Raw genomic sequence first — 15,320 nt, forward strand, 5'->3', positions numbered from 1 at the left:
ATCAAATTTTTGATAAGATGCAAATTTAATGTTTTTAAGCGATTTGTAAATAATTTTATGCTATGTTTTGAATTGGGTAAGTCGGTTAAAGTTTATTTGTTGCGAGATAAGCACAAGGTCGTAAATAATTCTAAGTATTATACGGTAGATAAGTCGCAGGAAAATCAAGTTTGTTAGCAATGACAGTGTGCTCAAATTTATCGGAGATAAAATGTTTTAGCTTTATCAACATAAAGTATGGAAGAAAATTTAGTATTTTTGCGTTTATCCAACAGTTTTGGAAATACTACAGACATTACTGACTCATTTTTTATAAGCCTTCCTTAAAGATCTGCATAATAAAAATTTTGCATGTTCTGTTTTAACTTTTTATATTCGTTTTAATATTAAATAAAGACTTAATCGATTTTATGATTTTGAAACCAAAATATAATGGTCTGTGTAAATCAATAGAATTAGTTTTTATGATATTAAAGAATAAAAAATGACGAAAAATGAAGTGCTGAAAAGCTGGGTAGAGCAGTATTCCGGGCCTCTTCTTAAAAGAGCAGCCTATCTGCTTTCAGATAAAGTGGAAGCGGAAGATATCGTACAGGATGTTTTTTTAGCTGCATTTTCGTCCTATGATTCTTTTGAGGGAAAAAGCCAGCCGCTCACCTGGCTGATCGCTATTTTAAATAGAAAAGCTGCTGATTTTTACCGGAAAAAGTATAAATCGGATCCGGAGATCAAACTGGATCATTTTTTTGACGAAACCGGTTCCTGGAAAAATAACGGTGTTTTGAATGTCTGGAATGTTTCCGAGAAAGAACCTGAACTTTTAGACAATAAAGATTTTAATAAAACTCTTGAGGATTGTATTGAAGATTTACCCTCCAGATGGAAAATCCCGCTGAAAATGTATTATCTTCAGGAGAAAAAAGCACCGGAAGTGAGTCAGGAATTAAAGATGTCTGCGACTAATCTTTGGAAGATCCTTCAGAGAAGCAGAATGCAGCTGAGGGAATGTCTTGATATCAACTGGTTTACCAACTTATAACCATATCATAAAAAATGTTGAGAAAATTGATTCATATTCTGTTCCTGCCATGCAGCAAAGCTACAATGCTGATGGAGAAAAGGAATGCACAGGCCATCTCCCGAAAGGAAGACTGGCAGTTAACCATGCACTTAAAGATCTGTAAATGGTGCCGTGCGTATGAAGAAAAACTGAAGATTCTGGATGATATTTTAAGAAGAAAACTTTCTCAGAAAGAAAATACTGAAATTAATGATTCTGATATTAAGGGTTTTAAAAGTAAAGTTTTAGAAAAATTAGATCTTTAGAATAAATATTGTCAGGATTTTGAAATGTTTCCGACTATACTTTTGAAAACAATAATAAAGTATCATTCAAAATCTTAAAGACATGAACGGAACATCAAAATTGAACGTCGAATCCGGAACGTACCAATCGGGATATTATATTTCCCTTTTCGGGGGTGCATTGATTTTGCTCTGGATTGGAATATTCAAATTTACACCTACCGAGGCAGCTGCCATTAAACCGTTGGTGGAAAACCATTTTCTTACTTTCTTCGTATATAAAACAGCAAGTGTCCAAATGGTGTCAAATGCTATAGGAGCGATAGAAATTATCATTGCCTTATTACTGATATTTAGTGTGAAATTTGCATCTCTAAGAAAGTATGCCGGAATCGGGCTTATCATGATATTTCTGGTAACGCTAAGCTATCTTTTCACAACTCCCGGAATCTGGAAAACAGTGGATGGTGTTCCTGTCACAGATTTTTTCATCCTGAAAGATCTGATTTTCCTGGGATTCGGGTTAATGATCGTACAAAACAATAAAAAGTAATGGATAAAAAGAAAAAAATGAAAAATATATTTATCGTACTCGGGATTATCTTGGGTATCGCAGTTTTTGCTGCAGGATCGGGGCTTTTTAAAAATCCGAAGTCCAAAGAATTAACAAACGGAAAAGAAAAAGAAAAAGAAAATCAGGAAATTATGGATAATAAAAATGTCAGAGAAATCTATTTTGCAGGCGGATGTTTTTGGGGGACAGAACACTTTTTTCAGCAGATCCGCGGAGTGGTGGGAACTGAAGTAGGCTATGCCAACGGAAATACTCAGAATCCAACGTATGAAGAGGTCGTAAGCCATACTACAGGTTTTGCGGAAACAGTAAAAGTGAAATATGATCCTGAACAGGTTGATCTTAAATTGCTGATTGATCTTTATTTTAAAACAATAGATCCTACAACTCTGGACAAACAGGGAAATGACAGAGGAAATCAGTACAGAACCGGTATTTATTTCACGAATAAAGAAGATGAAACTTTAGTGAAAAATGAAGTTCTGAAACTGGCTAAAAATTATTCTCAGCCTATAGTTGTGGAAACGGTAGCATTGAAAAATTTCTATAAAGCAGAAGATTATCATCAGGATTATCTGGATAAAAATCCGGGAGGGTATTGTCATATTGAGCCGGGACTTTTTGAAATGGCTAAAAATGCAAACCCGCTTCCCAAAGCAAAATATCAGAAGCAGGATAAAAAAGTTTTAAAAGATAAACTGACTGCAGAACAATATAATGTAACGCAGGAAAACGCAACGGAAAGACCTTTCCAAAATGAATACTGGAACGAAACACGTGAGGGAATCTATGTAGATATCACGACTGGTGAACCATTATTTATTTCTACCGACAAGTTTGAATCCGGTTGCGGATGGCCAAGCTTTTCAAAACCGATTACCAAAAAGCTGATCGATGAGAAAATGGACAAAACTGCCGGAATGGTAAGAGTGGAAGTAAGAAGTAAAACGGGAGATGCCCACCTTGGGCACGTTTTCACAGATGGCCCTACGGATAAAGGAGGTCTTAGATACTGTATCAACAGTGCTTCGCTAAAGTTTATCCCAAAAGCTGAGATGGAGAAAAAAGGCTACGGAGATTATATCTCTCTGCTGGATAAAAAGTAATATGAAGGAGAGACCGCCGAAAGGCGGTCTTTTTTGTTGGTATGAAACAAAGCTGGTACTTAAAATCTTGCTGAAAATCTTTGATTTGCTCACGCCTTAAAATATTCTCAGTTTCAATCGTGCCTTGTGTCTTTGCGATTTTCCAACAAAAAAATAACATAATAAACGGATGTTGAAAATTTCACGCAGATTTCACTGATAACGCAGATTTTAATAATGCACTTGAAATCTCTCCTTAATACTAAGCATTGAGATATTCACCAGGAATAAAAATCCGAACATGATATAAAATGCCTCTTTAGGAAGTTGAGCTATCTGATATTGAAACTTTTGAAACCCTTTAAAATAATGTTCTTCCGGAAAATCGCGGCCTATATTCCCGCACTTGTCACTCAGTGCAGCGAATAATTCTTTGGCGCTTGGGTCATTATATTCTTGGCTGACAAAAAAGTGCCATGTCTTTTCCACATCAAGCGTATAGGTAAATTGTCCTGCAAGTTCTATATCATTAAGCAATGCAATAAGATCACTGTAGTTATTGTGGCCATCCAGAATGAATTCAATACCTGAATTTTTCTCATTCCTTTTCTGTAAATTCCTGATTTCAGCAACGTATAAATTTGTATTTTCCTTTGCTGTATTGGGAGTTACTTTTATTTTTTTATAATTCCAGTTTCTGTAAGGTTCAAAGCTTAAATAGGACTTTTCGCCTTCTGCTTTTGCTTTTGCAGGAAGCCAAATATCAATAGCATTAAAATTCACTTCTTCAAACTTCCGGTTTCCATAATACCAAAACAGCAGTGGAATTAATACAGCACTGATCAAGCCCGGAAAGTAATAGATCTTTTTCATGCGATTATTTTTTTTTGGGTTTGAAGGTTTTCTTTAATACTGAACATGGATATATTCAGGAAAAGCAGAAAGCTGAAGATGATATAATATGACTGTTTAGGTAGGTCGAGAAGGTATTTCAGTTTTTCCACGCCTTTATAGTTGTCATTCATCCTGTAAAAGACAGTAGCATCTCTGGTTCCACAGTTTAGCCTATGGATTTTTTCAGCGACATTCGAATCTTTATAAAAATGAAGTGCAAAAAAATGATTGGTTTTTTCCAGATCAACCCCATAGCTATCCTGGCCGGCAAGTTGCATAGCGTCAATTAACGATATAAAATCCTGATAATTATTGCGGTCATCAATGATAAATTCAATACCAGTTTCTTTTCCATTTCTTTCCTGAAGTTTCTTCAGTTCTGAAACATAGAATTTCTGGTTTTGAAAGGCTGTATTGGGCTTTACAATGATTTTTTGATAATTCCAGTCTCTGTAAGGTTCAAAAGAATTATCTATATCTGGATTGTATCTGTGTTTGGCAGGAAGTCCCAGGTCTATGACGGTGTATTGTGGTTGCACCCTCTGGTTCCCGTAGTACCAGAACAATACCGGAATAAGGACAGCACTGATCAATCCCGGGAAATAATACATTTTTTTCATTCCTGTCATTTTGATAAAATTAATAAAAAATCGAATATCCAAATGATCAAACCCTATTTTTAACATTCTACAGGTAAACAAAAGAATAAAAAAAGTGATCCAAAGGACCACTTCATTTTTAAATCAATTCAATCATTCAATGTTTAAATCTTTAAATCTTTAAATTTTTAAATCTTTAAATATTAGATTTTTACCAATCCCTTTTTCTCAAGATCCAGTAAGACCCGAAAATAAAGATCACAGACCAGATGATACACACAATCATACTTTCTGTGGGATAATGAGCTTCATATTTTACCCCCATAACTTTCAGCATATTCAGTCGCATTAGTGGATTAGGAATAAGATTAGACATACTTTCTAACGGTAAAAGACTGGTAATGAAAAAGTCGTTTTCCAATACGGCTTTTCTCTGTTCACTTTGCATTCCTGTTAGTTTCTGGTAAGCTTCCAGACCTGCTAAAATCTTTTCTACCACCCAGTATGTAAAGAAACCAAGAAATACAAACATCGATTTTCTCAGTAATACGGAAAGGAACATCAGAAACGAGAAGAATGTAAACAGCTTCACAAAATAGTTCCCGATAAAATAAACCTCTGCATATATTTTTGAATCATCAGTTACTTTAGAATACTGGTGTCCCAAAAACATGGCGAGGATAAACACAATCAGTGTGGAAACTGTTGTGAAGATTGTGATCGTTAGAAGCTTTGATCCTATGAATTCTTTTCTGCTAAGGCCGTCAATCGTGTTTTGTTTGAACATCCGGTTGGTGAATTCCTGCGAAATAGAAAATACAATGATCAGTCCAAGGAAGATCTTCAGCAAAGCGACAATCCATGTTGTAAAGTTCCAGATCTCCGGGAAATTGTAGATTCCCTGTTCCTTTAAGTTGACAGTACCTCCGAAAATATTCAGATCTACCAGTCCGATGAAAAGAAGAGCGATCAGAATGGCAAAATACATGATGGTGAAAACCTTGAACGGTCTGTAGTTCAGATTTTTATAATATTCTAGTTTTAATAGTTTAAGCATGGGTATTCGTGTTTTTTACAAGTTCAAGGAATTGAGATTCTAGAGACAGTTTTTTCTTCGTCAGATGAGACAGAAAAATTCCCTTTTCAGCAAGCTTTTGATTTAAAGCCGAAGCAGATATGGAAGCATCTTCCCGGATCTGAGCTTTGATGATCTCACCGTCAGCTTTCACAGCAGTGAACCACTGAAGTTCTTCCAAAGCGCTTAACAGCAAAGTATTGTTATCTGCCTTTAATTCAAAATATCCGTTATTCGCAGTCATTTCATCCACTCTTCCGCAATAGATGGAATTTCCTTCCTTCAATACGATCACATGGCTGCATATTTTTTCAATTTCGTCCAGAAGGTGGCTGGCAATGATAATAGTAATGCCCTGTTTAGCGATATTACTTATGATATCACGAATCTGGATTATTCCTTCCGGATCCAAACCATTCGTTGGCTCGTCCAGAATCATCACCTCAGGATTGTTCAGCATGGCTGAAGCGATGGCAAGACGCTGTTTCATCCCCAGAGAATAGGTTTTGAATGCATCATTTTTTCTTTCAAAAAGACCCACCGTTTTCAGAACTTCTGCAATTCTGCTGTAGGGGGTTTCTTTGATCTCAGCTACGATTTTAAGATTCGTTTCGGCATCCAGATAAGGGTAAAAATTAGGCTGTTCAATGATGGCACCTATTTTTTTCAGTGTATCAGGCTCAGTTCCTTTCTTCCCAAACCAGTACCAGTCGCCGCTGGTAGGATTGATGGTAGAGAGAAGCATCCCAAATGTAGTAGATTTTCCGCTTCCGTTAGGTCCCAGCAAGCCATAGACATTTCCTCTTTCTACATCAAAGGAGATATTATTGACAACCGTTCTCTTGAATTTTTTAGTCAAATTCTTTACTGACAAAATTTTTTCCATGTAATTTGTTTTACATAGTAGTAGTCTATGTAATTAACAGAATGTTACAGCATCTGAGTTTTTTTAACAGATATTTTTATTCGAGGTCATCAGATTCGATGTAACAAGATTCACAATATCATTGTTTTATGGATGTAACTATTTTTATTTAATACAGACCTATTGAAGAATCATCACATCAAAAAATATAACTATGAAAATTATTAAATGGACGAAGCGTATTCTTATGGCGCTTCTTTTAGTCATTATTTTACTCTTGATTACAGGATTTGCTTTTGAAAAGATATCCCGTGCAAGGGCTGAAAAAATCAAACCGGACGGTGAGTTTGCAGAAGTGGAAAATCATAAAATGCATTATCTGAAGGAAGGAACAGGCGGTCCGACGGTTGTTTTTGAAACCGCTTTTGATCCTGCAGGCCATCTGCAATGGTATCATATCCAGAAAGATCTTCCAAAAACTTACACCACTTTTTCCTACGACAGATCCGGAATTTTGTGGAGTGAGCGGGGAATGAATCCCAAAACAGGTGAGAAAATAGCTGAAGAACTCCATGCATTGTTAGAGAAGTCCAATGCACCGAAACCCTATATTCTGGTCGGACATTCTTTTGGAGGAATGCTGACGAGGTTTTTCGTTCAAAAATATCCACAGGATGTGGCAGGCGTAATATTGGTAGATAGTCAGTATCCGGCTGATGAGAAATTTCTTTCCCCTGAAATGTATAAAATGGTGAATCAGGGTCTTCCAGGAGGATTTTTGAAGTTCGCAAATACCTTTGGAGCAGCCAGACTGATGTTTAAAAATATGTTTCCGTTAGGAGAACAGTATAAATACCAAAATTCATTGATGCCTGCACTGCTTTACAAAAGTGCCGATGCAACCCTGGAAGAGCAGGATCACATGAAATCCATAAAAAAAGAAGCCGCAGCTATTAATTCTTTTGGCTCGATTCCGTTGTACGTGATCACGGCAGGCGATAAGACCAGATACGATACTTTTATTAAAGAGCAGAAATTAAAAAACGAAATGCTTGGCGCATGGGATAAAATGCAGAAAGATTTGCTGAATTTATCTACCGACAGCAAACAAATTGTAGTCCCAACAAGCGGCCATTACATCAATCAGGATCAACCGAAGATCATAGAAGAAGTTGTGAATGAAATGGTTAAAAAAGTCACAACCGAATAGCGAAATTTCAGGCTAAGGCAAAGGTTTAGATTAATAAATGTGAAAGGTCAATTTTGCTTCGCAAGTGAATGGTGAATTTAAAAACCAAGATGTCAGACGTCAGATTTCATACAGCAGATTGTTAACTCAATAACTACAAACTAGCAACCGAATCAAGTAACCAGCAACAGACAACATTATCCAGACCCAATTTACGCTAAGACTCTGGAACTCTCTCACCCTCAAAACCATATCCCGGATCATCAATTTTACCATATTTTCAATAGATGTTCAAAATTTAAATATTAAATTTGATAGAATTAATCGTTTGTTTATGAAGTTAATTGAATTAGCGAAGGAGCTGAATGTTTCTGCAGAAGCCATCAAACAGTTTATCCAGGATTTTGATCTGGAGCTGGGAGTCTGCATCAGTACCAACTTTGAAGTGAAGAAAGATTTCGAGAAGTTTGCCCGCGAAAATCTGGATTTTTTAAAGCTTTATGAAAAAGATCTGGACAAAAATAAAACCTTGGAACAGATCGCTGAGGTAATCAACCAGCCGAAGGAAAAAGTAGAAGAAGCGATCAAAGAAACCAATCCCAATATTTTTGATAACGGTTTTTTCCGTTCATCCATCTCAAGTTACGGCATTGATAATAAACTCGGTGGCAACTATCAGTTTGTCTACGATTATTTTGGACATAAAACCAGTCTGATGCATCGGGATTTTATCGGGTACAGAGATTTATTTTTCTATATATCGGCAGTTTTGGAACCATTCCTGAATCCTCAGCAGATCAAAGACTGGGGAATTCATAAACCGGCGGGGATTATTCTTTACGGGCCCCCGGGAAGCGGAAAGATTTTCTGGGCAACCAAAATTGCTGAAATTATCGGATACAAGTTCAAGGAAGTTAAAAAACATTATCTGGGAACCTCTTTTATTGATGGGAACCCAACCAACTTTACTGATTTTCTGGTTACGATGATGAAAGAAGAAAAAGTACTTCTTTTCCTTGATGATTTTGACGAAATTATGATGGAACGAAAAGCAGAAACAGATCTGGCTTCCTGTAATCTTGAAACCCAGGAACTGATTCTGCACTATATCGGAAAATTTGAAAAAGAAGAACTCCTTATGGTCGGTTCCGCCAATTCTGTTTCGGAAATCGATGAAGAAATTCTTGCTCCGGGAAGATTTGATGTGATGATTCCTGTATTTCCGCCCAATGCCGCAGAACGGTCGGAAATCATTTTATATGCGATGACCAGAGGGCTTGAAGAAGATTCACTTCTCTATAAAATCCTTAAAAAGAACAAAGCGGATAAAGTTCCGTTCTGGCATGAGATTTCGGCTAAAATGAAAGCATTTAGCAATACCATGCTGATCGATTTCACCCAAAGTCTTAAAAAACGTCTTAAAAATCAGTACCAGAGAACAAAAAATGAAAACCTCAAGATTGATCAGGTTCTTTTGAATGCTGCTCTAAGAGATGCGGGTGGAAAACTTACAGAAGAATATCTGGATCAGGTAGCGAGATTTCTGGGAGATGCCATTATCAATAATTTCGATGAATTCAGGTTCAGAATCCAGGCCCTGAAAAAAGAACTGGAAACCTATAAAGTAGTGGAAGAACCGAGAAGAGAGATTGGGTTTCATCATAATGGGGAAGAGGGAAATGGTGGAGCACAGGGGTAATGTGGGTTGATAGTTTGAGTGTGGGAGGGTTTTAGAGTATAAGAGTCTTGGAGTTGGTAAGAGGTTTGGGGTGCGAGTTTTCGGGATTCGGGGTTTGAGAGTATAGCATTCAAATAATAATCTTAATCTCAGTCTAAACCTTGTCTCAATCTTGATCTGAAATCTGGCATCTAAAAACAAAAATTACTCATGAACAGCATTTGGGAACTTGAAACCTTTTACAGAAAAAGAGATATCGTTATTATCGGGTCTGGATTTTCCGGGCTTTGGACAGCGCTATCTATTAAGGAAAAATATCCTGAAAAATCGGTTTTAATTATTGAAAGAAATACGGTTCCACTGGGAGCTTCAACCCGCAATGCCGGATTTGCCTGTTTTGGAAGCCTTACGGAAGTCATTGCTGATTCTGAGAAAATGGGCTGGGAGAAGACACTGGAACTCGTAAAGATGAGATTTGAAGGCCTTCAGAAGATCAGAAGATATTTTAAAAACAGTGAAATTGATTTTGAGCTGAACGGTGGCTATGAAATTTTAAATAATGATGAACCTTTACAGCAGCTTGATGTGGTTAATGAGAAGCTAAAGCAAATAACCGGTCTTGATAAAACTTATGTTCTGAAGCAGGAGAAGATCGAAGAATTCGGTCTCGGAAAATCTGAATTTCTGATAGAAAATCCATGTGAAGGGAGTCTGCATTCCGGGAAACTATTGCAAAAACTTTTGGATAAATGCTATGAGTTGAAAGTAGAGTTTCTTTTCGGAACAGAAGTGAAAAATATTGATGAACATGCTGAAGAAATAAATATTCACCTTTCGGAAGCGCTTTCTGTAAAGGCTGAGAAGATGATTTACTGTACGAATGCTTTCAGTTCGAAATTTCTTGAAAAAGAAGAAATCATTCCTGCACGAGGACAAATCCTTTTAACGGAACCTATTGAAGATTTAAAACTCAGAGGAACGTTCCACTATGATGAAGGGTTTTATTATTTCAGAAATCTCGGAAACAGAATATTGCTTGGCGGTGGCCGGAATCAGGATTTTAAAACAGAAGAAACCACCAGTTTTGAAACCACGGAATTTTTACAGAACCATCTGGAATACTTTTTAAGAGAAGTTATTCTGCCGGATCAAGATGTTAAAATCTCTCTTCGCTGGTCAGGAATTATGGCCATGGGTTCCGAAAAAACACCGATTGTAAAACAACTTTCAAACCGGCAATTTTGCGCAGTAAGGCTCTCCGGAATGGGAGTGGCACTGGCTCCTAAAATAGGGGAGATGGTGACTGAGATGATTTGAGGTAATAGATTTCAGATATTAGACATCAGATTTCAGACTAAGGCTGAGAAAAAGGTTTAGACTGAGATTAAGATGATTATTTGATGGCTATCAAACTCTAAAACTCTCCTGCACTCAAACTCTCAGACTCTCAAAGGCTCTTACTCTCAAACCCGAAAAATTCCGTATTTTTGTATAAAATAAAAATTTCGTGATCAACAACGACCAGATAAAAGAAGTTCAGTCTAGAATTACAGACCTATATAAATACCTTCAGATCGAAAAAAAGAAGATAGAAATAGCAAATGATGATGAAAAAACCGCCGCTCCTGAATTTTGGGATGCTCCCAAGGAAGCAGAAGTTTTTCTGAAGCAGCTTCGTTCCAAAAAGAGATGGGTGGAAGACTATGAGGAGATCAGTACCCAGTTCGAAGACCTGCAGGTATTGGCTGAATTTGCCAAAGAAGATCCGGACTCCGAAAAAGAGCTGGATGAAACATTTCCCAAGCTTGTCGAAAAAATAGAAGACCTTGAGTTCAAAAATATGCTTTCCAATGAAGGGGATGAGCTTTCTGCAGTTCTTCAGATCACTGCGGGAGCAGGAGGTACGGAAAGTTGTGACTGGGCATCAATGCTGATGAGAATGTACACGATGTGGGCTGAAAAGCAGGGGTATAAAATCCGTGAGCTTAACTATCAGGAAGGAGATGTAGCCGGTGTGAAAACCGTTACCCTTGAAATTGACGGGGAGTATGCCTTCGGATATCTGAAAGGAGAGAACGGTGTACACAGACTGGTAAGGATTTCACCTTTTGACAGTAATGCAAAACGTCATACCAGCTTCGTTTCGGTATATGTTTATCCTTTGGTGGATGATACTATTGAGATTAACATTAATCCGGCTGATATTTCATTTGAAACGATGAGATCTTCCGGAGCTGGAGGCCAGAACGTTAACAAAGTAGAAACAGCTGTACGTCTTCGTCACGCACCAACCGGAATTATCATTGAAAACTCCGAATCCCGTTCCCAGCTTCAGAACAAGGAAAAAGCCATGCAACTCCTTCGTTCCAGACTTTATGAAATGGAGCTCGAAGCGCGTATGAAAGCCAGAACAGAGATCGAGGCCAACAAGATGAAAATAGAGTGGGGAAGCCAGATCAGAAACTACGTGATGCATCCATATAAATTGGTAAAAGATGTTCGTTCTGCTCATGAAACTTCAGATGTGGATTCTGTGATGAACGGAAATATCACTCCATTCCTGAAAGCCTTTCTGATGGCCGATGGGACGGCTGTTTCAGACGATGACCTGGACTTGTAAAATATCATGTCCCTATTTTAGTTAAAAACTTATAATTAATTTTTGTTTAAGACATTTTACGCTTACTTTTGTTGTTAATCGTTATATATGGAAGATTTCAATAGCTGGAGAGATTTACTGAACCCCGAGTTTTACATTAAAATGGGTGGGTTCTGGCTTATTTTATTTATTGTTTTTGCTGAAACAGGTCTTTTCGTGGGATTTTTCCTGCCTGGTGATTCATTACTGTTCGTGTCGGGAATTTATGCCGTTGAAATCATCAAAGAGACTTTTGGCTCTACAGGGAGCGATTTCTTAGATACTACTATTCTCGCTTCATGTGTGGCACTTGCTGCCATTATCGGAAATGAGGTAGGATATTATTTTGGAGTGAAAACTGGTCCGGCTCTGTATAAGAAGCAAGATACCATGCTTTTTAAGAAAAAATACCTTTATCAGGCGCATGACTTTTTTGAAAAACACGGTGCGCTGGCCATCATTATGGCGAGATTTTTACCGGTGGTGAGAACCTTTACTCCAATTGTTGCAGGTATTGTAAAGATGGACAAGAAAGAATTCTTAAGAGATAATGTAATCGGAGCTGTCCTTTGGTCATTCATTTTGATTTTTGCAGGGCATTATCTTGACAAATTATTCCAGGAGCAGTTCGGGATCAATTTAAAAGAGAAACTGGAGCTGATCATTATTATCATCGTTCTGGTAACAACGCTTCCGGTGATCTTCAAGTTTGTATTTGGTAAAAAAGAAGACCATTCGAAATACGAAAACAAAGATTTAGATTAAGAAAATCAAACAATCATATCAATAACCTGCTTTCCGGCAGGTTATTTTTTTATCCATTCCAGTATGTTGGGGTAAATGATTCTGTCCCTTTTTATCCTGCTGAAAAACCTTGGAACATGGCCTGTTCTTTTCATAAAGATTAGCTTATGGGGAACGTTCTGCTTCGTGAGGGCAGAATCCATAGACAATCCCTGGTGTTGGTTAACCAGGAAATCATTATTTCCCTGAAAAAGCAGGGTAGGAACATTGGATATATTCGCAATCGGACTGGCTTCCTTAAAGGCTTCAGATATATTTTTCCGGTCAAATTTCTCTCCCACTACTTTCTGAAAAGTAGGAGAAGTATATTTTGAATAGAATGAATTAAGATATTCCGGGCTGTAAAAATCTGTCGGCCCGCTCAGGGAAATAATCTTTTTGATCTGTTCCGGATGTCGGTAGCCATAGAGTAGAGCAAGATGTCCGCCGGCGCTTTCCCCGAGAAGGATATAATTGTTTGGTTTCAATTCTGCTTTTTCGGCCAGAGAATTAAACTTTTCAATAGTATATCCAATATCTTCCAGCTGTTGTTTATAAGTGATGTTCTTCTGCTTTGAAACAAGCCTGTAGTTCATATTAATACTTGGAATCTTCTGTTCAAAAAGCATTTTCTGAATTTTGATCATATGCTCTTTCTTTCCAAGAGTCCAGGCCCCACCATGTACGATAAGGACTACAGGAGCATCTTTGGCATAATCCAGCGGAAGGAAAACATCCATTTTCTGTCTTTTGTGCTCGCCGTATTTTAGGTTGTAAATTTTCTGCTGGCCACCGGTACCTACCCAGACCCTGAATTTTGTATTACAGGACTGCAGCAGGAAGCTGAGGCATCCTATGATGAAAAAATGGTATCTGATAATGAGCTTTTTCATTACTTAAATTTAAGGAAAAATTACGGTTTGAGAGTGAAAGGGTGTTAGAGTTTCGGGGTACGGGATTCGGGTTTGGAGAATGTTGTCAGTTGCTGGTTGCTAGTTCGTAGTTACTAAGTTAATAACCTGGTGTCTGAAATCTGACGTCTGGCATCTTCGTTTTTAAAATTCACCATTGACTTGCGAAGCAAAATTCACCATTCACCTCTATCTTAGAGCTTTTCCGCCGTTTTAGAAGAAAGTCCTTTTTTGATTATGATAACATCTTTTTCTCCTTTTTTAAAGATAAAAGAAATTTCCGTATCATCATCCTGAAGGAAAAATACATCATCTTTTTCAGCCAGCATTCTTACCTTGGGATCATTATTGTTCTGAATAAAAAGCTGACCGTTTTCGTTCAGAATATGAATAATGTTATCATCTGAAAGTGCATAATTACCCACATATTTTTTAAGGACATCAGCATTCAAAGTGACTTCTTTCTTAGGCAGCGGAAGCGTGTAAGGCTGTCCTAATAGAGCTGCTAAAATCGTATTTCCGGCTTTCTCCAGTTTTTTACTCGTGATATTGTTGAGCAGTATAATGCAGAGATCCTCATCGGGAAGCATCGCAAAATAACTTGTGGAACCCTCTATATTTCCACCGTGATTGATCAGCTTTTTTCCATAAAGATCATCAATGAACCAACCGTAAGCGTAGCCACTCAGATAAGGGGTGGTCGCTTTTTTAAATGACTTTTTGGAAACAATGGTATAATCTCTTAAGCCTTTATAATACTTGTAAAGATCTTCAGCGGTACTGTAAATCTGCCCTGCAGGGCCGGTTAATGTGGGATTCCATATTTCTGTTTTGTCCTGCTTCGTTTTTGAAATGTAGGAATAGGGAATTGTTTTGTACTGGCTTTTCAAAGCAAGATAATCAAAACCGGTATGGGTCATTTTCAGAGGATTTAAGATTATTTTTCTTACAGCGTCTTCATAAGAAAGTCCCGTCACTTTTTCAATGATTACACCCAGTAATATATATCCGGAATTGGTATACGAAAATTGAGTACCGGGTTCAAAATCCAAAGGTTCATCTTTAAAAAAAGAGATTTCTTTTGTTTTGCTGATAGCTTCTCCGGTATGAAGCAGACGGAAATATTCCTTATTTCGCAAGGCTTCGTAAATTCCTGAGGTGTGGTTGAGAAGATGCTCAATGGTAATTTCATTCCCCCTCGGATAATCCGGAATAAGTTTAGAAACCGGGTCTTTCACAGAGAGTTTTCCTTTTTCGCTGAGCTTTACAATGGTTAAGGCCGTGAAAGATTTGGTCAAAGAAGCGATCTGATATATACTTTTGTCCTGATTGGGTATCTTTTTCTCTGCATTTTGCCAGCCATAAGACTTTTCAAAAACTGTTTTATCCTGATAATGCACCAAAGCCGTTCCGTTGAATTTATTGATAGCTGCAAACGCTTGTATAATACTGTCTATTTCCTTCTTTTGTTTCTGGTTAATATCGCTGACATTAGGCTTGGCCTGAGCTTTTAAAGGAGAGCTGATTGTACTGAACATAAAAATCATACATCCTAAAACGAAAATATAAGATTGATGGTGCATGGTATCTGGTTTTAAAAAACGGTTAAAAGTAAGCAGACTTTTGCTTACATCAACGGTCCGTCCGCAGAAAATATTTAAAATTAATATCCAGAAACAAATAAAAATAGATTTTAATAATTATTTTTGCCCAACTTAACATAT

The 15,320-nt window shown here is 37.4% G+C and carries 15 protein-coding genes; 9 read left to right on the forward strand and 6 right to left on the reverse strand.

The genetic code is table 11. The features are described from left to right. Positions 1-484: 484 nt before the first annotated feature. The 4 genes from LC419_RS10650 to msrB all read left to right on the forward strand — a co-directional run bounded on the left by LC419_RS10650 (position 485) and on the right by msrB (position 2,985). Positions 485-1,039 carry a sigma-70 family RNA polymerase sigma factor gene (locus tag LC419_RS10650; RefSeq protein ID WP_223607314.1) on the forward strand — a complete coding sequence of 185 codons (555 nt, stop codon included), beginning with the start codon at positions 485-487 and terminating at the stop codon, positions 1,037-1,039. 14 nt (positions 1,040-1,053) lie between these two features. Further along, positions 1,054-1,326 (forward strand): hypothetical protein, encoded by a 273-nt coding sequence (locus LC419_RS10655; protein ID WP_223607315.1) that lies wholly within the window; start codon positions 1,054-1,056, stop codon positions 1,324-1,326. 82 nt (positions 1,327-1,408) lie between these two features. Beyond that, positions 1,409-1,858 (forward strand): DUF417 family protein, encoded by a 450-nt coding sequence (locus tag LC419_RS10660; RefSeq protein WP_223607316.1) that lies wholly within the window; start codon positions 1,409-1,411, stop codon positions 1,856-1,858. 17 nt (positions 1,859-1,875) lie between these two features. Then, positions 1,876-2,985 (forward strand): peptide-methionine (R)-S-oxide reductase MsrB, encoded by a 1,110-nt coding sequence (gene msrB / locus LC419_RS10665; protein ID WP_223607317.1) that lies wholly within the window; start codon positions 1,876-1,878, stop codon positions 2,983-2,985. Between the two features lie 210 nt (positions 2,986-3,195). Here the strand turns inward: msrB and LC419_RS10670 are convergent, their stop codons facing one another. The 4 genes from LC419_RS10670 to LC419_RS10685 form a co-directional block, all read right to left on the reverse strand. Further along, positions 3,196-3,837, reverse strand: a complete 642-nt coding sequence (locus tag LC419_RS10670) for a hypothetical protein (RefSeq protein WP_223607318.1) — start codon at positions 3,835-3,837, stop codon at positions 3,196-3,198. Continuing rightward, positions 3,834-4,478 (reverse strand): hypothetical protein, encoded by a 645-nt coding sequence (locus LC419_RS10675; RefSeq protein WP_223607319.1) that lies wholly within the window; start codon positions 4,476-4,478, stop codon positions 3,834-3,836. The genes LC419_RS10670 and LC419_RS10675 overlap by 4 nt, the downstream gene beginning before the upstream one ends. A gap of 190 nt (positions 4,479-4,668) precedes the next feature. Then, on the reverse strand, positions 4,669-5,514 hold the full coding sequence (locus LC419_RS10680) for an ABC transporter permease (RefSeq protein ID WP_223607320.1): 846 nt from the start codon (positions 5,512-5,514) through the stop codon (positions 4,669-4,671). Further along, positions 5,507-6,418: an ABC transporter ATP-binding protein gene (locus LC419_RS10685; protein WP_223607321.1), complete on the reverse strand. Its 912-nt coding sequence runs from the start codon at positions 6,416-6,418 to the stop codon at positions 5,507-5,509. The genes LC419_RS10680 and LC419_RS10685 overlap by 8 nt, the downstream gene beginning before the upstream one ends. Positions 6,419-6,611: 193 nt before the next feature. Here LC419_RS10685 and LC419_RS10690 point away from each other — a divergent pair, with 193 nt between their 5' ends. The 5 genes from LC419_RS10690 (at position 6,612) to LC419_RS10710 (ending at position 12,667) form a co-directional block, all read left to right on the forward strand. Next, entirely contained in the window at positions 6,612-7,607 is a 996-nt protein-coding gene (locus LC419_RS10690) for an alpha/beta hydrolase (protein WP_223607322.1), read from the forward strand. Positions 7,608-7,920: 313 nt separating this feature from the next. Next, entirely contained in the window at positions 7,921-9,285 is a 1,365-nt protein-coding gene (locus LC419_RS10695; protein ID WP_223607323.1) for an ATP-binding protein, read from the forward strand. A gap of 189 nt (positions 9,286-9,474) precedes the next feature. Beyond that, positions 9,475-10,581 (forward strand): FAD-binding oxidoreductase, encoded by a 1,107-nt coding sequence (locus tag LC419_RS10700; RefSeq protein ID WP_223607324.1) that lies wholly within the window; start codon positions 9,475-9,477, stop codon positions 10,579-10,581. 190 nt (positions 10,582-10,771) lie between these two features. After that, on the forward strand, positions 10,772-11,884 hold the full coding sequence (gene prfB, locus LC419_RS10705; protein WP_223607325.1) for a peptide chain release factor 2: 1,113 nt from the start codon (positions 10,772-10,774) through the stop codon (positions 11,882-11,884). Between the two features lie 87 nt (positions 11,885-11,971). Further along, on the forward strand, positions 11,972-12,667 hold the full coding sequence (locus LC419_RS10710) for a DedA family protein (RefSeq protein ID WP_223607326.1): 696 nt from the start codon (positions 11,972-11,974) through the stop codon (positions 12,665-12,667). A 41-nt stretch (positions 12,668-12,708) separates the two neighbouring features. Here LC419_RS10710 and LC419_RS10715 read toward each other — a convergent pair whose 3' ends face one another. Continuing rightward, complete coding sequence (locus LC419_RS10715) at positions 12,709-13,578, reverse strand: alpha/beta hydrolase (RefSeq protein WP_223607327.1); 870 nt, start codon at positions 13,576-13,578, stop codon at positions 12,709-12,711. 212 nt (positions 13,579-13,790) lie between these two features. Then, positions 13,791-15,179, reverse strand: coding sequence for a serine hydrolase (locus LC419_RS10720; RefSeq protein WP_223607328.1), 1,389 nt, complete (start codon positions 15,177-15,179; stop codon positions 13,791-13,793). Between the last annotated feature and the right edge of the window lie 141 nt (positions 15,180-15,320).

The organism is Chryseobacterium sp. OSA05B (assembly GCF_019970065.1).
In the GTDB taxonomy this organism is placed as follows: Bacteria; Bacteroidota; Bacteroidia; order Flavobacteriales; family Weeksellaceae; genus Chryseobacterium.